This is a genomic window from Kitasatospora sp. NPDC057595, from assembly GCF_042800875.1.
Taxonomy (GTDB): domain Bacteria; phylum Actinomycetota; class Actinomycetes; order Streptomycetales; family Streptomycetaceae; genus Kitasatospora.
In genome coordinates, this window is record NZ_JBHVGL010000016.1 from 91,916 (window position 1) to 114,291 (window position 22,376).

Here is a 22,376-nt window from a genome sequence, read left to right on the forward strand (position 1 = left end):
GGCGAGCCTGGAGCGAACAACCCTTTTTCGATTCCGGGAGGGCCGCCCTAGAAGGGCAGGTCCTCCAGGACGGCACGGGCCGCGTTGTGGCCGGGGATGCCGCTGACGCCGCCGCCGCGGATCGCTCCCGCGCCGCAGAGCAGGACGTTCGGGTGGGCCGTCGCCACTCCCCAGCGGGCGGCGGCGCCGCGCGGTTCCTCCGTGGCGTACGGGAACGCGAGGTCGCGGTGGAAGATGTGGCCGCCGGGCAGACCGATCTCCCGCTCCAGGTCGAGCGGCGTCTTCGCCTCCACGCAGGGCCGGCCGTCGGCGTCGGTGGCCAGGCAGTCGGCGATCGGCTCGGCCAGTGCCTCGTCGAGGCGGGCCAGGCTCGCGGCCAGGGCCCGCTCCTTGGCGGCCGGGTCGGCGAACAGCCGGGCGGGCTGCTGCAGGCCGAACAGGGTGAGGGTCTGCCGGCCCTGCCGGACGGCGTCCGGGCCCAGGATCGAGGGGTCGGTGAGGGAGTGGCAGTAGAGCTCCGACGGCGGCGCCGACGGGATCCGGCCCGCCGCCGCCTCGGTGTACGCGGTCTCCAGCTGCCGGTAGCCCTCGGCGACGTGGAAGGTGCCGGCGAACGCCTCGCGGGGGTCGGCGGCGGGGTCGCGCAGGCGCGGCAGTCGGCGCAGCACCATGTTGACCTTCAGCTGCGCGCCTTCGGGCGCGGGACCCGGGTCCTCGCCCAGCAGCCGGGCCAGGGTCGCCGGGGCGGCGTTGACCAGGATCCGGCGGCCGACCGCCGTCGCCTCGCCGTCGCGGTGGCGGTAGGTCACCTCGGCGTCGCCGGTGCCGTCGGTGGCGAGGGCGGTGACCTCGCAGCCGGTGCGCAGTTCGGCCCCGGCCGCCCGGGCGGCCGTCGCGAGGGCGTCGGTCACCGCGCCCATGCCGCCGACCGGGACGTCCCAGTCGCCGGTCCCGTTGCCGATCACGTGGTAGAGGAAGCAGCGGTTCTGCCGCAGTGACGGGTCGTGGGCGTGGGTGAAGGTGCCGATCAGCGCGTCGGTGAGGACCACACCGCGCACCAGGTCGTCGGCGAAGGTCTCTTCGAGCGTCTCGCCGAGCGGCCGCTCGAACAGGGCCGCCCAGGCCGCGTCGTCGCCGACCCGGCGGCGCAGTTCGGCCCGGGTGGGCAGCGGTTCGGTGAGGGTCGGGAAGACCCGTTCGGCGAGGCCGGCGGTCATCGCCTGGAAGCGCCGCCAGGCCTCCCACTCGCGGTCCGCCCCGGTCAGCGCCCGGAAGGACGCCCGGGTTCGGCCGGCGTCGGCCGCGTCCACCAGCAGGCCGGTGGGCTTCCCGTCGCGGACGGCGGGGGTGTACGAGGCGATCCGGCGCCGCCGCAGTTCCAGCCGCAGGCCGAGGTCCCGCACCACCGTGCACGGCAGCAGGCTCACCAGGTAGGAGTAGCGCGACAGCCGGACGTCCACGCCGGTGAACGCCGGGGCCGACACCGCCGCGCCGCCGACCCGCGGGAGCCGTTCGAGGAGCAGCACCCGGCGGCCGGCGCGGGCCAGGTAGGCCGCCGCCACCAGCCCGTTGTGGCCGCCGCCGACGATCACGACGTCGTGCCGGGAGGACGAGTTCGCCATGTCCGGCACGGTACGCGACCGGGGCGGCCCGGGGAACACGGCGGGCGGCGGCGGGTCAGGCCGAGCCGTGCGGGTCCCGGGAGAGGCGGACGTCGACGCTGTGCTCGGAGCGGACCAGCCGCAGCATGGGGCAGCGGGCGTCCGCGGTGGCCAGCAGGTCCGCCAGGTCCTGCGGCGAGGCCGGGCCCCGCAGCTCGACCTCGGCCGTCAGGTCGTACGGCACGGCGGGCGCCTCGGTCGGCACGCCGAAGAACCGGGCGTCGTTGTTGCGGGCGTTCACCCGGACCTCCACCCGGTCCAGCGGGAGGTCCTCCAGGGCCGCGACGCACAGGATGGTGTGGGTCAGGCAGGTGCTGACCACCGCGCAAAACAGCTCCGGCGAGGTCGGGCCGAGGCCGAAGCCGCCGATGTCGGGCCCGCCGTCGCCGATGAAGGACCAGTCCCCCACCCTGACCTTGCGGACTCCGGTCGCGTCGTCGGCCACGCAGACCGCGCCGACCTCCTCGTCCCAGTCGGAGCTCTCCGGCCGCCGGCGGGCGGCGTCGCGCATGGCCGCCCCCTTGTCGCGCAGGTGCTCGGCCAGACCCGGCCCGGGGACCGCGGGTATGTGCGTCATGGCCCGTAGCGTACGGGCCGGAGTCCCCTCCCGGGGCGTCTATGGCCGCATTCACGGGGATCGCCGCGACGGGTGCGGTGGCGGCTTCAGCGGCGGGTTCGGCGGCTGACGACGGAACGGGCCGGGCGGGGAGGGGCTCTTGCGAACCCCTCCCCGCCCGGCCGTCGGGGGCGTCGCTAGCGGGTGCCCGGCTCCTCGGAGTCGGTGTCGTAGGACGAGGTCCCCTCGTCCAGCAGCGGCTCCTGGGTCTTGAGGTGCGCGGGGGCCAGCGCCCGCAGCACGTGGTAGCCGGTGATGACGACCAGGGTGCCGAGCGCGATGCCGCTGAGGCTGAAGGTGTCGGTGAACTTCAGGGTGACGTTGCCGATGCCGATGATGATGCCGGCGGCGGCCGGCACCAGGTTCAGCGGGTTGCGCAGGTCCACCTTGGACTTGATCCAGATCTGCGCGCCGAGCAGGCCGATCATGCCGTACAGGATGACGGTGATGCCGCCGAGCACCCCGCCGGGGATCGCGGCCACCACGGCGCCGAACTTTGGGCAGATGCCGAACAGCAGCGCGAAGAAGGCGGCGGCCCAGTAGGCGGCGGTGGAGTAGACGCGGGTGGCGGCCATGACGCCGATGTTCTCGGAGTAGGTGGTGTTCGGCGGGCCGCCGAGGGCGGTGGACAGCATGGAGCCGACACCGTCCGCGGAGATCGCGGTGCCGAGCTTGTCGTCCAGGTTGTCGCCGGTCATCTCCCCCACGGCCTTGACGTGGCCGGCGTTCTCGGCGACCAGCGCGATCACCACGGGCAGGGCCACCAGGATCGCGGACCACTGGAAGGAGGGTCCGTGGAAGGTGGGCAGGCCGATCCAGTCCGCCTTGCCGACGCCCGAGAGGTCCAGCCGCCAGTGGTCGGTGAGCTGCCCGCTCCCGTCCACCGAGTGGATCTTCCCGAAGACCTGGTCGAACAGCCAGGAGATGCCGTAGCCGAAGAGCAGGCCGAGGAAGATCGCCACCCGCGACCAGAAGCCGCGCAGCGCCACCACGGCCAGTCCGGTGAACAGCATCACCAGCAGCGCCGTCCACTGGTCCTGCGGCCAGTAGGTCGAGGCGGTGACGGGCGCGAGGTTGAAGCCGATCAGCATGACGACGGCGCCGGTGACGATCGGCGGCATCGCGGCGTGGATGATCCGCGCGCCGAAGCGCTGGACCGCCACGCCCACCAGGAACAGCGCCACACCCACCACGAACACGGCGCCGGTGACGGTCGCGCTGGTGCCGCCCTGGGCCCGGATCACCGCGGCGACGCCGACGAAGGAGAGCGAGCAGCCGAGGTAGCTGGGCACCCGGCCGCGGGTCGCCAGCAGGAAGATGACGGTCGAGACACCGGACATCATGATCGCCAGGTTGGGGTCGAGCCCCATCAGCACGGGCGCCACGAAGCTCGCGCCGAACATGGCCACCACGTGCTGGGCGCCGAGCCCTGCCGTCCGGGGCCAGGAGAGCCGTTCGTCGGGGCGGACGACCGCTCCCGGTGCGGGCGTACGCCCGTCACCGTGCAGCTTCCAGCGCACGCCGAGATCCATGTGGGGGTTCGCTTTCTCTGTACTTCCGGGGGTCTTTCCGCACCATTCTCCTGGTCACCCGGCCTTTCGCCCGCCACCGCCCCCCTGCTGGACCGTGCGCTCGGCGCGGTGGGGGCCGGCCGGTCAGCGGCCCGGCAGGGGGAAGGAGGCGCGGGTGCGCCACACCGTGCCGTCGTGGGCGACGAGTTCGACCGAGGAGACCCTGGCGGTCACCGGGAGCAGCGCGGCGACCTCGGCCTCGGCCCGGGCCAGGACGCGCTCGTCCTCGTGGTGGGCGACGGTCAGGTGCGGGACGACGTCGGCGAAGCGGCCGCCGAAGGGCGGGGCCTCCGGCCAGCGGGCGGCGATCGCCTCGGTGAGGCGGCGCAGCCGACCGTCGGGTTCGGGGGCGAGGTACAGGATCCCGGGGAAGCGGCCGCAGGAGGCGAAGCGCACCTCGAAGGCGGGGTGGCCGGCGAGCACGGCGGCGACGGCGGCGCAGACGGGACCGTCGACCCGGGCCTGCGGCAGGAACGGGAACAGCACCGTGACGTGGGCCGGCACGCCGGCCCGGGCGGACGGGTCGAAGCGCTCGCGCCAGGAGCGGACGGCGGCCTCGGCCTCCGGGATCCTGACGATCAGTCCGGTGCCGCCGGGCCGGGTCGGGCCGGTACCGGTGCCGGTGCCGGTGGCGGCGTCGGTCATGGGCGGGCTCCCGGTGGGGTGGCGGGCCGGCGGGCGTGGAGGAGGGCGGCGTCGAGCGGGAGGGGGGTGTGGGCGAGCAGGTCCAGGCCGGCGGCGGCGAGGAGGGCGCCGTAGTGGTCGGCGGTGCGTTCACGGCCGCCGACGTTGCAGAGCATGTGGAGGTCCCAGGCAGTGGCGAGCGACGGGGAGCCGTCGGCGGGCAGGAGGCGTTCGAGGACGAGCAGGTCGGCGTGGGCGGGCATCGCGCGGGCGCAGTGGCGCAGGATCGCGCGGCAGCGTCGGTCGTCCCAGTCGTGCAGCACCCGGGAGAGGAGGTAGACGTCGCCGCCCTCGGGGACGTCGGCGAAGTCGCCGGCCCGGTACTCGCAGCGGTCGGCACAGCCGGCCTCGGCCATGGTGCGGCGGGCGGCCTCGACGGCGTGCGGGCGTTCCAGCAGGATGCCGCGCAGTCGCGGGTGGGCGGTGAGGACGCGGGCGAGGAGTTCGCCGTTGCCGCCGGCGACGTCGACGACGGTGGCGCCGGCCGGCAACCGGGCGGCGGCGGTGAGGGCCGGGTGGGCGGGGACGGGGTCGAACATCCGGGCGCTCGCCGCCATGGAGCGGTCGAAGAGCTCGGCGAGTTCGGGGTCGCGGGCGAAGTGGTCGAAGTGGTTCTCGCCGTAGAGGTGGTCGAAGGCGGGCTCGCCGGTGCGCACGGCGTGGTCGAGGGCGCCGAAGGAGCGGTAGAAGGGGCCGCCGTACATCAGGGCCAGCGGGCGCATCGAGCCCGGGGCGTCCTCGCGCAGCAGCGCGCCGACGGCGGTGAGGCGGTGGCCGTCGTTCTCGGGGGTGACGACGCCGAGCATGGTGAGGTAGCGCAGCAGGGTGGCCAGGGCGCGGGGGTGGGTGCCGGTGCGGTGGGCGAGGGTCGCCGGGTCGACGGGGACGGCCGGGTGCGGGGCCTCGTCCGGGTGAAGGGCCTCGGCCGGTTCCAGGGCCTCGGGCAGGCGCAGGCGGGCGGCGACGGCGAGCGCCTGGGTGGTCCACGCGCCGGTCAGCAGGCGCAGCAGGGTCTCGGCGGGCGGCCGGGGGGCCGGGGCGGCCAGGTGGGCGGCGAGGGCGGCGCGGTGGTCGCCCGGTGCGTACAGCTCCAGGCGGCGGTAGCCGGCCCGGGAGCCGGCGGGGGCGGTGAAGTAGAGGACGGTGCCGTTCTCGTGGGGGTTGTGGCCGCCGCCGTCGGGGGTGGCGCCGTGGTCGGCGAGCAGGGCGCGGAGGCCGCGCAGCAGGACCGGCTCGGGGTCCGGCAGCTCGAAGGCGAGGTGGGCCTCGTGCTGGTGGGTCCGCTCGTGGTCGGCGAGCGGCCGGAGTCCGGAGCCCGGCGGCACCGGCAGTGCGAACACCTCGACGGTGCGGGGCGTCGGGCCGGTGCCGGGCACGGGGACGCGCCGGATGGTGACGTCGAGCGCGGCCACCGGGCGGTGGTGGCGCTCGGCCAGCCGCTCGCGGACGACGGTACTGGGGCCCGGCGGCACGTCGGCGGGCAGGCCGCAGGCGGCCAGGTCCGCGTACAGCGCCGCCGGGTCGGGCGGGAAGACCAGCAGGGCGGCGTGCGCGAAGCGCAGGTGGCGGGTGAGGGAGCGCAGTGCGGTGGTGTCGAGGCCGGGCAGCAGCAGCGGCAGGAGGGTGGCGGTGTCGTGACGGCGGACGAAGTCGGCGGTCGCGCGCAGGCGGGAGGTGTAGTCCTCGGTGGTCATGGCGGTACGTCCTCGGTGCGTGGATCAGTGGTGTCCGCGGATCAGCGTGCGCGGATCAGTGGTGTCGGAGGCGGTCAGAGGCCGACGTAGTTCTCGGCGAACCAGTCCTGCTGGGTCCGCGAGGTGCGCAGGGCCGACAGGCGGGCGCGGCGCAGTCCCTCGTCGAAGGAGGACGGGCCGCCGTGCGGGGTGGGCACGGCGTGCAGCAGCCGGACCATCCAGTGCGAGAACTCCTGGGCGCGCCAGATGTGCTCCAGGCAGCGGGCCGAGTAGCCGGCCAGCGCGCGGCCGTCGCCGTGGGCGAGTTCGTCGACCAGGGCGGCGGCCAGCAGTTCCGCCTCCAGGACGGCGAGGTTGGCGCCCTTGGCGGCCGAGGGGGTGATCAGGCTCGCGGCGTCGCCCGCGAGCACCAGCGCGCCGTGGCACAGCGGTTCGACGACGTCGCACTCCAGGTCGACGACGCTGCGCTGGACGATGCTCCCCCGGTGCAGCGGGCCGTGCTCGGCCGAGCGCATCCGTTCGTCGAGTTCGTGCCAGATGTGGTCCTCGGACCAGGCATCGGGCGGGGTGCCGCGCTCGCACTGCAGGTAGTAGCGGGTGATCCGCGCGGTGCGGGCCATGTGGCCGGCGAAGCCGCGTTCGTGCACGGCGTAGCCGACGGCGTCCAGGCTGGGGGGCGCCGCGGCGAGCAGACCGAGCCAGGACAGGCCGTGGTCGTGGTGGTGGACGACGGCGCCGGGCGGCAGTGAGCGGCGGGCGGCGCCGTGGCGGCCGTCGCAGCCGGCGACGTAGCGGGCCCGCCAGCGTACGGGGCGCCCGTCCGGGCCGCTCGCCTCGACCACCGGGCGTTCGCCGTCGGTGTCCAGCACCCGGTGGGCCTCGGTGGCGAGGTGCAGCCGGCCGCCGGCGTCCAGGTAGGAGGTGAGGAGGTCGGCGACGAGGTGCTGTTGCGGGTAGACGGTGTGGCACTCGCCGCGGCCCAGGTGCGCGTAGTCGAGCCGGAAGCGGCCGTCGGCGGTGCGGAACTCGCAGGTGGCGTGGGGTTGGCCGCGGCGGTGCAGACCGTCGGCGAGGCCGTGGCGGTCCAGGACGCGGACGGTGTGCGCGGCGAGGAAGCCGGCCCGGGCCCGGGTGTGCAGGTGGGCGCGGTCGGCGCGTTCCAGGACGACGCAGTCGATGCCGGCCCGGTGCAGGAGGTTGCCGAGCACGAGGCCGGCCGGGCCGGCGCCGAGGATCACAACGTCAGCAGCCGATTCTTCGACCATGTCCGCTCCCCCGTTTGCGTTCTGACGGCTGGTCACACAGCCTCAATGGTAACGACCGGTGGATACGGAAACCGGCACAGATCACTCTCAGGAGTGAGCGGAACGGCCGTCGGCGAAGCGGAACCGGCCGGTGCCCGGCCCCGGAGGGCCCGGCGCCGGCCGGCGTGCGCGGGATCGTCAGAGCTGGTAGAGGAGGCACCCCATGGCCGCGGCGGCGGCCCTCTGCTGCGGGGTGTATCCATACTCCCAGGCGAACCTGCCCCCTCGCCAGCACCTGATCAGGAAGGGCCTGGACCACGCGATGACCCGGCGCACCCAGCCCCACCCCCACTGGCCGTCGAGGTCGAAGTGGGTGTTCGGGTCCTGGAGCACGTAGTCGTAGGCGGTGGCGTTGCCGCCCGGGACCGGGTCGGTGGTCAGGAACCGGCCGAGCGTCGGGTCGTACAGCCGCACGCCCATGAGCACGGCCCCGGTGGGCGTCTCGGCCGAGCGCTGCTGGGAGCCGAGCCAGCCGTACCGCAGCGGGGCGGTGCCGGGCGCGCGGTTGCCGTACTCGTCGTAGGTCACCGCGATCGGCGCCCGGCCCTGGTCGAGCGGCAGGACGACGACGATGTCGCCGTGCAGGTTGGCGAGTTGGAGCTGCACCCCGCCGGTCTTCGCGGTAGTGGCGCCGAGCCCTCCGGCGGGCGTGGCGACCTGGCGGGTGAGCTCGCCGGTGGCGGTGTCCTCGACGGTCCAGCTGGGACTGTCGCAGGCACACCCGTAGTGGTTGATCCGGCTGCGCGAGGGGGTCCAGCCGCTGCCGGGGTTGACCTCGGCGGTCCAGGCCCGCAGGCGCAGCGCCGGGTCCAGCGTCCAGGTCTGCCGGTCGGTGGCGGTGCTCTGCTGGCGGACGAGGTCGTTGGCGTAGTAGGAGGTGGTGGCGCCGGGCTGGGCCGTGGTCCGGCCGAAGGCGTCGTAGACGTAGCCGGGGTCGGTCAGGCGGTCGGCGGTGTCGTAGCCGTGCTGCTCCGGGGTGCCGCCGGAGGTGGCGCAGTCGGCGCCGGGGGGCGCGTTGACGGAGCTGCGGGCGGTGCGGTTGGTGTTGCGGTCGAAGGTGTAGGTCCGGGTGGTGCAGACGCCGTCGGCGGCCGAGGTGGTGCGGGTGAGGCGTCCGACGGTGTCGTAGCCGAAGACCTGCTGGGAGGCCGAGGCGAAGGTGGCGGTGTGGGTGGCCCACTGGCCGTGCACGGTGGTGCTGATGCCGTCGCCGAGGACGGTCGCGCCGTCGCTGTCGCGGGTGTAGGTGCGGCTGACCGGGGTGCCGGTCGGGCTGGTGGTCTGGCGCATGGTGTAGCCGCCGGGGAGTCCGGTGCCGACCACGGTGCCGTCCGCGTCGTAGCGGGCGGTGAAGATGCCGGCCACCGAGTCGCCGACCGCGGTGGGCAGGCCGCGCGGTTCCACGGCTGTGTCGTAGGTGTAGGTGAGGGTGGAGGGCGCGGAGTCGGAGACGAGGACCGGCCGGTCGAGCTTGTCGTAGCGGGTCGTGGTGGTGGCGCCGTCGGCGTCGGTGTAGGCGATGGTGCGCCCGAGGCGGTCGTAGGCGGTGGTGATGGTGCCGGCGCCGGCGGCGGACGTGGTGGTCTGGCGGCCGGTGGCGGCGTCGTAGCCGGTGGTCACGACCGGGACCGGCTGGCCCGGGCCGGTGACGGTGGAGCTGGTGCGGCGGCCGGCGGCGTCGTAGCCGGTGGTCGTGGTCCGCTGGGCGCCGTTGGCGGTCTCGACGGTGCTCGTGGTCTGGCCCCAGCGGTCGTACTCGACGGTGCGGCGGGGCAGTTGGGCGGGGTTGGCGCCGCCGCCGGTGATGTCGCCGGCGGGTCCGACGGAGCAGACCTGGTCCGCCCACTCGGGCCGGGCGGCGCAGGGGCCGCTGCCGTCGGCGGTGTAGTAGGAGGTGGTCGTGGTGCCCGCGTCGGTGCCGGTGGAGGCGGGCAGGCCGGTGCTGGTCACCCGGCCCTGGGTGTCGTAGCCGGTGGTGGTGGTGAGCCGGGCCCCGTCGGGGTCCTGGACGCTCGTGGTGGGCCGGCCCTTGGCCCAGTCGTAGCCGGTGGCCGTGGCGCGGGCGTCGGCGAGCAGGGCGGTGTCGATGCGGGGCTGTCCGCCGACGGTCTCCTTGGTGACCTGGTCGCGCACGGTGGCGCTGCCGTCGGTGGGCCGGCCGCCGTCGTACTCCTTCACCGTCCGCTGTCGAAGGGGCAGTTGGGTGCCGGCTTCGGCGACGACGGTCGTCCCGGCGGTCAGTTTCCGTTCCAGCGTGGCGTAGTGGAGGGGGCCGAGGACCTCCAGCTCGCGGTTGCCGTCGGCGCTGTAGGTCGTCGTGGTGGAGAGCAGGTCGGCCCGTTCGGCGCTGCCGAGGGCGGCGATCCCGAGGGCGGCCAGGGTCGCGCGGTCCTGGTCGGTGGCGCCCAGGGCCAGTGCGCGGTTGGCGGCGGTCAGTTGGCGGACGGTGTTGCCGGCCGCGTCGTGGTCGGTGGCGGTGACGGCCCCGCCGGGCCGGACGGTGTCGGTCTCCAGGCCGGAGGCGTCCAGGTAGTGCACGTCGGCGCGGCCGTAGCCGTTCGCGGGGAGCTGCGCCCCGGTGCCGGCGGCGGGTGTCTGGTCGGGCGGGAAGACGGCGGTCGCGTCGGTGGGGGTCTCCCGCTGGCCCCAGGAGGCGGTGGCGGCGCGGCCCAGGTCGTAGGGGGCGCCGGCGCCGGTGACCGGCACGTCGTAGACCAGGGTCGTGGTGGCGGTGCCGTCGACCTGGTCGGCGGAGCCGGGGGCCAGGGTCGGGCGGGAGGCGGTGAGCAGCATGCCGTCACCGGCGGCCGGCGAGTTGCCGGCCCGCCCGTAGGCGAAGGTCCAGGGGAGCTCGCCGGGCGGGGTGAGGCCAGTGACGCGGCCCGCCGTGTCGTAGGTGTACGCGGTCTTCAGCGCGGGGGTGATCCTCGGGTCCCAGGTCTCCCGGAGCCGGCCGTTCGTGTCGTAGGCGTAGCGGCTGACGTCGACGGCGGTGGCGGCGCTCGCGCCGGGTTCGGTGGACCACAGGCGGATCGCGCTGACCTGGCCGGCGACGTCCCCGAGGGCGGCGGCGGTCGCGGTGGTGGCGCCGGCGTAGACGAACTCCAGGACGCGGCAGCCGCGGACGGCCGGGTCGGCCGCGCAGACGGAGGAGGCGACCGCACTGGTCGGGGCGACCACCCGCTGCGGCCGGGTGAGGACCCGTCCGTCGGGGCCGGTGACGTTCTGGGAGACGATCGTGCTGGTGCTGTTGTCGAGCCCCCGGGTGGCCGAACGGGTGAGCGTCCAGGCGGTGGCGGCGGGGTCGGTGCGGGTGAACTCGGCGGTGTCGCCGTTGCTGTCCGTCAGGGTGAAGCCGGCGGCGAAGGAGCCGGTCAGGGTGAGGTTGGCGGCGCCGGGTTCGGGGACCCAGCCGGTGGCCGTCCCGTCGGCGGTGAAGCGCAGCGCCGTGCCGTCGGTGCGCCGGACGTCCAGCGAGGTGTCCGAGGTGCGGCCGATCGCGGTGTAGCCGGAGTCCTTGCGGCCGGTGGCGGTGCCGGAGAGCCACTCCTTGCCGAAGATCGCGGCCTGGCCCGCCTGGGCCGCGCCCTCCTGGGGGGCGCGGGAGGAGGCGGTGCGGGTGACGGCCGTGCCGAAGAAGGAGGCGTCGGTGCGGCCGAGGGCGTAGCCGCCGGTCAGCAGGTTGACGGTGCCGGGGCCGACGGCCGCGGTGGCGGCGTTGTCGGCGGTGCGGTCGACGATCGCCTTGAGCGGGTCGCTGGAGCCGGTGGCGCCGCCCGGGCCGGTGAAATCGGCCTTCAGCTGCACCGCGCCGTCGGGGCTGACGGTGGTGGCGGCGTCCCAGGCGAGTTCCGGGCTGCGGCCGGCGGTGAGCGCGAGCGGCCAGCCGGTGAGCGGGGTGCCGGCGGCGCTGACGTGGCCGGGCGGGACGGGTGCCCAGGCGTCGGCGTCCGAGCGCCGCCAGGAGAAGGTCACGGCGTCGAAGCGCGTGGCGTCGGCCTCGGCCTGGAGCGGCAGCCGGGCGGCGGTGCGCCGGCTGTCGGAGGGCCTGGCGATGCCGCCGGCGCCGGCGTGGAACTCGTAGGCCAGGGCCTCGGAGCGGTTGTCGGCCCGGTCCACGCTGCGCACCCGGAGGGTGTTGGTGCCGCCGTGGGTCGGCGTGGCCAGCAGGCTGACGGGCGCGTTGGTGCCGCCGGTGGCGATGCGGTTCCAGGTGCTGCCGTCCAGGGTCCACTCCAGCCAGCGGTGGTCCGCCGACGGGGGTGTGACCACGAAGGTGCCGCTCTGGCCGACGCCCTTGACCCAGGCGGCCGAGGGGTAGTCGGTGGAGGTCACGGCGGTCGGCGCGGAGGGCGCGGCGGTGTCCACCGTGAAGGTGCGCCAGGGCGACCAGGCGAGGTTGTAGTGGGTGCCGTCGTAGGGGTTGGAGCGGAAGCGGTAGGTGCGGCCGTCCTGGAGCAGGCCCGCCGGGACGGTCACGGACACCGGTTCCCCGCTGGCGCCCCACGGGGAGACCAGGTAGCCGCCGACCGGCTGGTCGGTGGCCGCGTCGACGATCTGGAAGGTGCCGTTGATCCGGTCGTTGTTGGAGTCGGCGAAGGTGTCGCGCAGGACGGGGGTCAGGGTGTTGACGGTGTAGACGCCGTCGTCCGCGAAGAAGGGCGGGCCGGCCTGCTGGTCGGTGCCGGTGCGGGGGCGGTAGTTGAAGGTGACCGACAGCTTGGGGATCTGGCTCGCGGCGGCGTTCCCGGAGTAGAACTTCTTCCACCCGGCGGTGTCGGCCTCGTTGGCGGCGCGCAGGCCCAGGCCCTGACGGCCCACCGTGGACTGGCCCGCCCAGTACTGGAGCAGCGAGGTGACGTCGGCGTTGACGTAGGCGCCGTTGGCGCAGTTCTGGCCGCGGGTCTCGGTGGACGTCGCGAACTTCTGCAGCCAGGCCGGCTGGTTGGTCCAGCGGCTGGCGGTCGTCGCGTTGTTGGTGTCCCAGACCTCCCAGGCGGCGGGCTTGGTGCAGTCCCAGGAGTGGAAGTTGTAGAGCGACAGGGTGGCCTTGGAGACCAGGGCGTCCTTGATGGGCGCCATGTCCCAGCTGATGAAGGAGCGGGCGATGCGGGGTTTGGTCTTCGGGACGTCCGCCCAGTCGCCCGGCCAGCCGATCTTCAGGTCGGTGGCGCTGGACGCGTCGGTCGTCTCGCCCTGCTGGACCCAGGTGTCGAAGACGTCGGACAGCCCGGTGTCCGAGGGGTCGACCGTCACGGGGTAGCGGGTCGCCGGGTCGGCGAGGAACGCGGCGTCGGGGCTGAGGCGCAGTTCGACGGTGTCGCCGGAGCGGGTGACCTTCAGGCCCACCGCTGCCCGGTGGGTGTGCTCACCGGACTTCGGGTCGACGGTGGCGTCCCACATGACCGGGGCGGGCATCGTGGAGAGTTCGCGCCCGGTGGCGGACTCGACGAACGTCACGCCGCCGTCCTCGTTCTGGCGCGCGTCGATCCCCGGGGCCTTGATCGGCAGGGTGTAGTCGGCGGGACCGGTGGGGCGCCGCTTGAGGATCACGGACTGCTCGTAGCCGGTGCGGGTGGCGTCGATGACGAGGTCCGCGTCGGGCAGGACGTCCTGGTAGGTGGCCCGGGCGCCGTCCAGACGGGGTTCGGGCAGGCCGCCCCGCCACTGCACCGCGACGCCCCGGCCGCCGGCGCTGAGGGTGAGCAGGTCCTCGGCCGGGGCGGCGGCGGCCTCGGCGAAGGAGGCGGCCCGCCGGGCGCTCGGCGCCCCGGCCAGGGCGAGCCCGCGCGGGTGGGCCTTGGAGGCGACGGAGCCGTCGGGGCGCTTGGCGAAGCTGACGTCGACGTCGGCCCAGTCGCCGTCCGGGCGGCGCATCCGCACCGGGCCGGCCGCGACCTCCAGGGTGAGGGTGCCATCGGGGTTGGCCCAGGTCGTCGCCGTCTCGGTGCGTTCGGTGGGCACCTCCACCGGCTTGCCGGTGAGCCGGGCCGCGAGCCGGGCGGAGGCCCGGTCGCGGGCCGGCTGCTGGGCCGCCGCGGGCTTGCGGTCGGCGGACGGCGGCTCGGGCTCCGGCCGGGCCGAGGCGGGCTGCACTCCGAGCAGCAGTCCGCCCAGCAGGGCGGCGGAGAGGGTGGCCGCCGTCCAGCGGCCGCGCGGTGCGCGGGTACGGGCACGGGTGCGGGAGCCGGGCGGGCCTCCCGCGGCGGGTGGGAACCATGACACAGGCACACTCCAGGGGCGATCGCCGGAACGGGACACTGTCCTTGGGTACGCACGTGCTCTCGGGCGGCGGCCCGCGCCGCGGATCCGCGCTCGGCGGATGCGGTGGCCCGGTACGGTGACATGGCGCTGTGACGTGGTGCGGAGGCCTGGAGCGGGGTGGACGCGGGGCCGCGCTGCTACGGCCGCCCGGGTCAGACGGCAATGTACATGACTACTTCATTCGCGGGCGCAGCACCGGCCGTGGCCGCGTCCACGGCCGATTCCCGCCCACGAACGGCCGGTTCCGCCCTCCCCGGGCAGCGGGCTGCGGGCGGCTACCAGGCGGGGTGGTCCAGGACCTCGACGACGGCCGCCGCCAGCGAGATGCCGGCGCCGTTGCCGAGGAGCAGGACGTGGTCGCCCGGGCCGACCTCGCCGGTGTCCACCAGGTGGGCCAGCGACAGGAACTGGTCGCAGGCGCCCAGGTGACCGAGCGTGCGCCCGAGGTCGAGCATGCCGCGTCCGGGGTCGATGCCCAGCGGGCGCAGCAGGCCCTCCAGGTAGCGGGGGTGGCCGGTGAAGACATGGGCGACCCGGGTGATGTCCGCCGGGGTGACGCCCGCCTCCTCGATCGCCCGGCGGGCGAGGTCGGTACGGGCCTGCGTGAGCTCGCGGGCCATGCTCAGGCGCAGGTCACGGTCGGTCACCCGGTCCGCGTAGGCGCCCATCCGCAGGCCCATGGGGATCCTGGTGCCGCCCGCCGGGCTCGGCGGGAAGAGGTCCTCCGTCCCCCGGTAGACCCGCTCCCAGGAGGAGAGCGAGGACTGGGCGACGGAGCGGATCCGCAGCGGTCCGGCGGTGGCGGACAGCAGCACCGCGCAGCCCGCGTCGCCGAGGATCGAGCCGCGGCCGGCGCCGAAGCCGTGGGCGTAGGTGAACCGGTCGATGCCCGGGGCGCCGAAGTTGTCGGCCGCCGTGACCAGGACGGCGGACCGCCGCGGGGCGTGGACCAGGTGGCCGTGGGCCAGCCGGGCGGCGTCCAGCATCGCGGTGCATCCCTGGTCCAGGCCGATCGCCGGCGCCGTGCCGCCGAGCACGTGCTGCTGCAGGTAGTGGGCGGCGTACCAGCCGTCCGGGCCCTGGTGGTAGGTGCCGGCGTGCAGCACCAGCCGGACGTCCTCGGCCCGCAGGCCGGAGCGCTTGAGGGCGAGCCGGCCTGCCTCGGCGGCGAGTTCCGGCGCCGGGGTGTCGTCGGCGACCGACACGCTCGTCCAGCCGTCGGCCAGGGCCTGTTCGGCGCCGGGCCGGCCGGCGGCGGCCTCGTCGGCGAGCGGCCGAAGCCGGGGCAGGTGCGCGGCCAGGCCGGCGATGTACAGGTGGTCCGTCCTCATGAGGTGCCCCCCAGGCCGGTCAGCAGTTGGCAGACGAAGACGGCCGGCAGGTAGCCGGCCACCGCCGCGACGGGCCAGCGCGCCGCCCCGGTACGGGTGAAGCGGCGCGTGGCGAGCACGACGAGCACCGGCGGCAGCAGCGCCGACCAGCCCCAGCCGGCCGCTGCGCCCGACCAGGGGCGCAGCACCGCCAGGGACACGGCGGCGGACCCGGCGGCGGCGGCGAGCGCCAGCGCGACGGTGGTCCGCAGGCCGAACACCCGGACGTAGCTGCGCTCGTACGGGCCCGGCGTGCGCACGATCTTGCGGGCCAGTTCGTGGTGGGTGGCCGCCAGCATGATCACCGCGAGCAGCGGGAGCACATGGCGGGCCTCCCGCCCGAGGGTGCCGGGGTCCGCGCCGGTGTCGTGCAGGAACACGGCGTAGAGGTAGAGGTTGAGCAGGATCTGCACCGGGGAGCTCAGCAGCACGCCGGTGACCATCGCGTCGCCGCGCGGCCACCCGAGCCGCAGCTCGGCCCCCACCAGCAGGGCGGTGTAGCCGAACTGGGCGGCGAGCAGCAGCAGGGCGGGGCGGTCGCCGGCGTTGAGCAGGAGCAGCAGCGCGGCTCCGACGGCGGCGAGCACGTACAGGTCGCGGGGCAGGACCGCGCCGCGGGCCAGCGGGCGGGACGGGTTGTGGCGCCGGTCGTAGGGCAGGTCGCGCAGGTCGTCGGCGGCGCGCAGCAGGAGCAGGTCGACCAGGACGGTGAGGGCGGCCGTCACCGTGCCCCAGCCGGGCCGCCAGTGCGTGACGCGCTCGTCGGCGGCGGCGAACAGACCGGTGGCGCCCAGCGCCCAGGCGGCGGCGAACACCAGGGAGAGCGGCAGCGGGAAGCTGCCGCGGACGAACGCGGCGAGCCGGGCGGCGAGCGGGGCCGGTGCGACGGTCGCGACGGGCGAAGCGGAGGGGGCCGGGAGGGTGGGCCGGTGCGTCATGCCGGCCGCCTCGTGGCCGGTGCGGCGGCGCTCCAGCGGACCGGAAGCCGTCGGACGCCGTTGATGAACATCGTCCGACGCCACTCCAACTCCTCCTCCGGGACGGCGAGTTCCAGTTCGTCGAAGCGGCGCAGCAACGCGCCGACACCGATCCGCAGCTCGGCGCGGGCGAGTTCGGCCCCGAGGCAGAGGTGGCGGCCGTACCCGAAGGCGAGGTGGGCGGCGACGTCCGGGCGGTCGGGGTCGAAGGCGTCCGGGTCGGCGAAGACCGCCGGGTCGCGGTTGGCGGCGTCGGTGAGTGGGACGACGATCCGCCCGGCCGCCACCGGGCAGCCGCCCAGCTCGGTGTCCTCGGTCACCAGGTGGGGCGCGCCGCCCGTGTTGTTGAGGGAGGTGAAGCGGAGCATCTCCTCGACCGCGGCCGGGATCCGCTCGGGCCGCTCGCGCAGGGTCCTGAGCAGCGCGGGGTGGCGCAGGAGCAGCAGGACGCACATGCCGAAGGAGTTGCCGGTGGTCTCGTAGCCGGCCATCAGCATCCCGGAGCCGAGGGCCACCACCTCGCGGTCGGACAGCCGTTGGCCGGGGTCGTCGTCGGGGCGCAGGGCGAGCCTGGTGAGCAGGTCGTCCGCCGGGGTGCCGGCCGCGGCGGCGCGCCGCTTGTCCGCGACGAGGGCGGTGAAGTAGTCGTCCATCCGGGCCTGGGTGGCGGCCACTTCCTCGCGGGTGTGGCCGGAGGTGGACATCAGGACGTCGACCTCCGCGCGCAGCGTCGCGCCGTCGTCGATCGGGACGCCGAGCACCTCGCAGATGACCCGCATCGGGAAGGGCACCGTGAAGCCGCCGACCAGGTCGGCCTCGCCGGAGGGGGCGCCGCCGGTCAGTTCGTCGAGCAGCTGCTCGGCGAGGGCCTCCAGACGGGGGCGCAGCAGCCGGACCCGGCGCGCGGTGAAGGCGGGCAGGATCGCCCGGCGGCGGCGGGTGTGGTCGGGCGCGTCGGCGGTGGCCAGCAGGACGGACTCGGTCTTGCGGGCGAACAGCGGGCGGGCCAGCTCGGTGTAGCCGGCGCGGCTGAAGCGGTCGTCGCCGAGGACGGCGGTGACGTCCTGGTGACGGGTGACCAGCAGGGCGGGCTGCCCGCTGGACAGCTGGACGGGGTGCGGGGTACCGGTGCGCCGCAGGCCGTGGTAGGCGTCGGGCGGGCGGACGTCGCCGGCGGGCGGGAACGGGAAGCGGGCCGGGTCGGTCATGGCGTCTCGCCCTTCTCGGTGCTGAGGGTGGGGCCGGGCGGCTGCTCGGCGGACTGCTCGGCGGTCTGCTCCGCGGGCTGTTCGGCGGGCTGTTCGGCCGGTGGGAGCAGGCGCACGGTCCCGGCGGTGCCGTCGATCTCGATCCAGGCGCCGTCCGGGATCGCGGTGGTGGCCTGCGGGACGGCGACCACGGTGGGCACGCCCAGCAGCCGGCCGGTGATCGCGGTGTGCGACAGCAGGGTGCCGCGCTCGACGACCATGCCGGCGGCGGACATCATCAGGAACAGCCAGCCCGGGTCGGTCTCCCGGGCGACCAGGATGCGCCCGGTGGCGAGGTCGGGGTCGGTGGACGGGTCGAGCACCACCGCCGCCCGGCCCCGGACCACACCGCCGCTGGAGCCGATCCCGCGCAGCAGGCCGTCGCCGACGGCCCCGGCCGCGTCCACCGCCACGGCGTGCGGCAGGGCCCGGGCGAGCGGCAGGCCGGCCGGGGTGCCCAGCAGGGCGGGCCGCTGCGGGTTGCCGGCCCACTCCTCGCGCTGGGCGCGCCGCAGTGCCACCAGGGCGCGCAGGTCGCGGACGGTCCCGGTGCCGTCGAAGGCGCCGATGACCTCCTCGACGGTCAGATCGGCGACGTCGAGCCGGTCGTCCAGGACGCCGGTGCGGGCGAGTTCGGCACCGAGCCGCCACATCACCTCCCGGGAGAGGCCGAACAGCTGGGTGCGGCAGAACCGGGTGTCCTCGCGGATCCGGGCGAGGTCCCGGGCGAGGGAGGTGAGGCCGAGCAGGACGGCGCGCTGCGCCGGGTTGGGGCACACCTCGCGCAGCCGCTCGCGGGCGCGCCGGGCGGCGGCCTGCTCGTCGGCCCGGTTGGCGGCGACGGTCGCTCCCTGGCGCACCAGCGGGCGGATCAGGGCGAGCACGGTCCACGGGCGCTGGCGGGGGGTGGGCTCCTCCAGCTTGAGGTCGTGCAGCGCGCGGTCGCCGTAGCGGGCGAGGTAGCCCCGGGCGGCGTCGGCGACGGCCACGCCGTGGCGGCCGGAGACGATCTGCTGCCAGAGCTGCTCGGGGTCGGCTGCGTCGTCGAGCACGGCGGCTCGCAACTCGGGCACCCCGCCGACCAGTTCGGCCAGGCCCATGGCCGCGCGGACCGCCTCCAGCGAGCGGTTCTCGCGCCCGCCGCCCATCAGTCCGACCAGGACCTGCGGGCCCTCGCCGGTCCAACGGCGCAGCAGGGTGCCACCCGCACCGAGCACCACGAGGGCGAGGAAGGCGTTGACCAGGGTGACGCCCCAGCGCTCGCCGGCGCGTTCCCACAGCCGGCGGTAGAAGGCGATCAGCTCCTCGGGCGAGTCGCCCACGGCCTCCGCCTCCGCCATCTGCCGGTCCCACCAGCGCAGGAAGCCCTTAACCTGCCAGGGGTGCGCGAGGCTGCGCCAGGCGAGGCGGGGCAGCGCGCGGGCGACCGCCGGGGCGGCCCAGCGGCGCTCGGCGCGGGCCGGGCCGGCGATGCCCATCGCCTGTTCCCAGCCCTTGCGCACCAGTTCGAACATCGGCATCTGCCCGTGCAGGGCCTGCCAGTCGTCCAGCCGGTAGTAGACCTGGCCCTCCAGATAGCCGACCATCCGGGCGAGGCGGTGCGCGTTGTCCCGCACCCAGGACTCGGGCACGCCCATCCGCCGGTAGAGGTCGGCGAAGGAGCGGCGGTAGAACTCGCGGGACTGGGAGTAGGTGAGGGCGCCCGAGACGCCGGGGAAGCTCTCGGTGATGTTGTGGTTGCCCCAGTAGACCCGGGCGGGCTCCTCGGCCGGGGCGGCGGGCTCCTCGGTCGGGGCGGCGGCGGGCGCGGTGACCATCGGGCGGGCCTGGAGCAGGTGGACGGTGCCGTCCTCGGTGAGGGCGCCCTCGATGTCCTGCGGGACGCCGAACAGCTCCTCCACCCGCGCGGCCAACTCCCCCACCGCGCGCACCTGGTCGTCGTCGAGGACCGGCACGTCCGCCAGCTCCCCGGCGACCGGCAGCAGGACCGGCGTACCGGAGGCAGCGCCCTCGGGCAGGCCCATCGACCACCGCTTGTGCACGGTCCGGGCGTTCACCGCGCCGGTGGCCGGGTCCTGGAAGAAGTGGTCGATGTCCGCCTTCTCCTGGACGACGCCCTCGCCGATGCCGTACGCGGCCGCGACCACCCGGCGCGCCGAGCCGTCCCGGGGGTCGCGGGTGAACGCGACGAACGACCGGGTGCCGAGCACCATCCGCTGCACGCCGACCGCGACCCGGGCCCGGCGCGGGTCGAGTCCGCGCAGGATGCGGTAGCGGACCGCCTGGGCGTTGAAGGCCGAGGCCCAGCAGCGCACCACGGCGTCGGCCAGGCCGTCCTCGTCGACGTAGAGGAAGCTGTCGCTCATGCCCGCGAAGGGGTCGACGGCGCTGTCCTCCCCCATCGCCTCGTCCGGGCGGCCGGCCGACGAGGCGGCGGCCGGCGGATCGGCGTGCGGCGAAGTGGCGTCCGGCGAGGTGGCGTCCGGCGAGGTGGCGGGCACGACGCAGGCCCGGACCGCGACCAGGCCCTCCGGCCCGGCGATCGCGGCGAACTCCTTGCGGACCCGCTCGGCGAGCGCCGGGGGCAGGTCCGAGGAGGCCAGCGCTTCGCGGGCCGCCGCGCACCAGGCCTCGACGGCGTCCCGCGCGGCGCCGTCGGCCGGCAGCGGCGGCAGTGCGGGGCGCAGCGCGTCCAGGGCCCGGTCGAAGGCGGCGGCGGGCAGGCAGAAGAAGTCCGGCACCCGGAACCCGGCCTGCCGCAGCAGCTCCTGACGGGCGAACTTGTGCCCCACCCGCGCGGCGTCGGCCAGCGCGGCGCCGTCGGCCGACGCGGTCACCACGAGCTCAGTCATCCGACCCACCGCCCCATTCCGCGCCGCCCCAGCCGTCCAGGTGCAGCACACTGTCGACGGACCGGCGCGGCGCCGGTCCGAATCCGTCCCCCACCACGTGCGCGGTGGGGATCAGCGCCCCCTGGCGCACGCCGTCCGGCAGTCCGAGGATGTCGGCGACCTCCCGCTCCGCGTCCAGGTGCACCGTGGTCCACGTCGTGCCGAGGCCGCGGGCGCGCGCGGCGAGCATGTAGCTCCAGGCGGCCGGCAGCAGCGAGCCCCACACGCCCGCCTGGTTGCCCTCGGGCAGCGGCCGGCCGCCGAGGTCCAGGCAGGGGATCACCAGGACCGGCATCTCGTGCAGGTGCTCGGCCAGGTGCCGGCCACCGGTCAGCATCCGGTCGGTCACCCCGACGCCGGACGTCCCGGCGGAGGCGGACGGCGGGTAGCGGACCTCGAAGACCCGTCGGTAGACCTCCGCGATGCGCTTGCGCAGGTCGTCGTCGGTCACCACCAGCCAGTGCCAGCGCTGGGTGTTGCCGCCGTTGGGCGCCTGCAGCGCGATCTCCACGCACGCGCGCACCTGGTCGAGGTCCACCGGGCGCGTCGGGTCCAGGCGCAGGCGCACCGAGCGGGTGGTCGTCAGCAGTTCGTCCGGGGTCTCCGGCAGGCGGACCCGCGCCGGGCGGGCGGGCGCGCTCACCACAGCCCCGGCACGAGGCGGGCGTGGCCGTCCGCGTAGGCGCGGTAGCCGGGGATGTGCACCAGCATCCGCTCCTCGGTGCGGATCCGGAAGGTGATCGCGGCACAGAGCGCGACCAGCAGGACGGCGCTCAGCGGGTTCAGGAAGAACGCGACGAACCCGAGGTGCGCCGACAGCATCCCGGCGTAGGCGGGGTGGCGGATGAAGCGGTAGACGCCCCAGGTGACCACCTGGTGGTCGCTCTGGCGGGTGACGTGGTGGGAGTAGAACCGTCCCAGGGTGTGGATCGCGACTTGGCGCAGCACGACCCCGCCGACGAACACCGCCGCCGGGACCAGCAGCAGCGGCGACCAGCCGTGCCAGGGCAGCGGGCCGAGCACGGCCGCGGAGACCGTCGCGATCCGGGCCGCCGCGTAGAGCAGCAGGGTCGCCGACTCGCGCGGTGCGGCGCCGGAGCTGCGGAAGGTCACCGGGATCTCGACCGCCAGCCAGCCCAGGTAGCAGGCGGCCAGCACGGCCGCGACCAGGTCCACCGGCTCGCCCGCGTGCCGCAGGTGGACCACCAGACCGGTGCCGACCGCGAGGACCGCGAGGACGAACAGGAGTCGCGGCGCGCGCACCGCCCAGGGCGATCCCGCGCCGCCCGCCATCGGTTCCACCGTACTCATCGGGCCGCCCTCCGCTTCAGATAACCGGCACGGCTGAGGGTCTGGACGCCGATCTCCAGGCGTCCGTGCCGTTCGCCGCTCTCCACGTCCACCACCGCGAACCGGAACACCGACCGCAGGCCGCGCGCCGGTGCGAACTCCCACCACAGCTCCAGCGGCACCGTCGTCGGCAGGCCGGTCGGCAGGTCCGCCTCCAGCGACAGCCAGAGCATCTGCGCGTCCGCGTCCCGGCCGTGGGCCGTGTGGCCCAGCAGTGTCGCCAGCTGCCGGGCCGACTCGATCAGCGCGGCCGGGGTGTGCGCCCCGGTGCCCGCCAGCCGGTGTCCCGGCGGGGGCACCAGCACGGCCGCCCGCTCGACCCGCGCCGGGCCGCCCACCAGGACGTTCTCCGGCAGGTGGCGGTGGACCAGGGCCTGGTCCGCGGGCGCGCCGCCCTCCCGGCCGGGGCCTGCGAGCAGGGCCCGGACGGCCTCGGCCGGTACGACCGGCCCGCCGCCGTCGAGCGCGACCGAGGCCCGGCAGACGGTCGTCCCGTCCTGCACGGCCAGCAGTCGCCATGCCGGTCCGTCGTCGGCCGGGGCGGGCTCGCTGTGCAGCCACACCGGCCGGCCCAGCTCACACATCCGGTCGAAGGTCAGCGACAGCCGCATCCGCCCGTCGGCCGCGCCCGCCCGCCGCGGTGCCAGCGCCCGGACCTCGTCCAGGATCGCGGCCACCAGCACCATCCCGGGCACATGGTCGAGCGGATGGTCGAAGAAGCACCGGTCCCGCTCGTCCACCGCGACC

The 22,376-nt window shown here is 75.5% G+C and carries 14 protein-coding genes; all 14 read right to left on the bottom strand.

Annotation, left to right across the window (positions count from 1 at the left end; all coding sequences use genetic code 11):
* Positions 1–47: 47 nt before the first annotated feature.
* Positions 48–1,622, bottom strand: a complete 1,575-nt coding sequence (locus ACFU9E_RS23655; protein WP_380687986.1) for a phytoene desaturase family protein — start codon at positions 1,620–1,622, stop codon at positions 48–50.
* Positions 1,623–1,677: 55 nt separating this feature from the next.
* On the bottom strand, positions 1,678–2,238 hold the full coding sequence (locus ACFU9E_RS23660) for an OsmC family protein (RefSeq protein ID WP_380687984.1): 561 nt from the start codon (positions 2,236–2,238) through the stop codon (positions 1,678–1,680).
* Between the two features lie 176 nt (positions 2,239–2,414).
* Entirely contained in the window at positions 2,415–3,809 is a 1,395-nt protein-coding gene (locus ACFU9E_RS23665) for a uracil-xanthine permease family protein (RefSeq protein WP_380715313.1), read from the bottom strand.
* Between the two features lie 123 nt (positions 3,810–3,932).
* Complete coding sequence (locus tag ACFU9E_RS23670) at positions 3,933–4,493, bottom strand: 2'-5' RNA ligase family protein (RefSeq protein WP_380685042.1); 561 nt, start codon at positions 4,491–4,493, stop codon at positions 3,933–3,935.
* Positions 4,490–6,226 carry a methyltransferase gene (locus ACFU9E_RS23675; protein ID WP_380685043.1) on the bottom strand — a complete coding sequence of 579 codons (1,737 nt, stop codon included), beginning with the start codon at positions 6,224–6,226 and terminating at the stop codon, positions 4,490–4,492. Before ACFU9E_RS23675 ends, ACFU9E_RS23670 begins: the two co-directional genes overlap by 4 nt.
* 74 nt (positions 6,227–6,300) lie before the next feature.
* On the bottom strand, positions 6,301–7,491 hold the full coding sequence (locus ACFU9E_RS23680; protein ID WP_380685044.1) for a 4-hydroxybenzoate 3-monooxygenase: 1,191 nt from the start codon (positions 7,489–7,491) through the stop codon (positions 6,301–6,303).
* Between the two features lie 177 nt (positions 7,492–7,668).
* Positions 7,669–13,755, bottom strand: a complete 6,087-nt coding sequence (locus ACFU9E_RS23685) for a DNRLRE domain-containing protein (protein ID WP_380715315.1) — start codon at positions 13,753–13,755, stop codon at positions 7,669–7,671.
* 314 nt (positions 13,756–14,069) lie between these two features.
* A complete protein-coding gene (locus tag ACFU9E_RS23690) occupies positions 14,070–15,125 on the bottom strand; it encodes a ketoacyl-ACP synthase III family protein (protein ID WP_380684457.1) in 1,056 nt (351 codons plus the stop codon).
* Positions 15,122–16,102 carry a hypothetical protein gene (locus tag ACFU9E_RS23695; protein ID WP_380684456.1) on the bottom strand — a complete coding sequence of 327 codons (981 nt, stop codon included), beginning with the start codon at positions 16,100–16,102 and terminating at the stop codon, positions 15,122–15,124. The genes ACFU9E_RS23690 and ACFU9E_RS23695 overlap by 4 nt, the downstream gene beginning before the upstream one ends.
* A complete protein-coding gene (locus tag ACFU9E_RS23700; protein ID WP_380684455.1) occupies positions 16,099–17,349 on the bottom strand; it encodes a cytochrome P450 in 1,251 nt (416 codons plus the stop codon). Before ACFU9E_RS23700 ends, ACFU9E_RS23695 begins: the two co-directional genes overlap by 4 nt.
* Positions 17,346–20,240: a PEP/pyruvate-binding domain-containing protein gene (locus ACFU9E_RS23705; protein ID WP_380684454.1), complete on the bottom strand. Its 2,895-nt coding sequence runs from the start codon at positions 20,238–20,240 to the stop codon at positions 17,346–17,348. The genes ACFU9E_RS23700 and ACFU9E_RS23705 overlap by 4 nt, the downstream gene beginning before the upstream one ends.
* Positions 20,233–20,922 (bottom strand): nitroreductase family protein, encoded by a 690-nt coding sequence (locus ACFU9E_RS23710; protein ID WP_380684453.1) that lies wholly within the window; start codon positions 20,920–20,922, stop codon positions 20,233–20,235. Before ACFU9E_RS23710 ends, ACFU9E_RS23705 begins: the two co-directional genes overlap by 8 nt.
* Positions 20,919–21,590 (bottom strand): methyltransferase family protein, encoded by a 672-nt coding sequence (locus tag ACFU9E_RS23715; RefSeq protein WP_380684452.1) that lies wholly within the window; start codon positions 21,588–21,590, stop codon positions 20,919–20,921. Before ACFU9E_RS23715 ends, ACFU9E_RS23710 begins: the two co-directional genes overlap by 4 nt.
* Positions 21,587–22,369, bottom strand: coding sequence for an AfsA-related hotdog domain-containing protein (locus tag ACFU9E_RS23720; protein ID WP_380684451.1), 783 nt, complete (start codon positions 22,367–22,369; stop codon positions 21,587–21,589). The genes ACFU9E_RS23715 and ACFU9E_RS23720 overlap by 4 nt, the downstream gene beginning before the upstream one ends.
* Between the last annotated feature and the right edge of the window lie 7 nt (positions 22,370–22,376).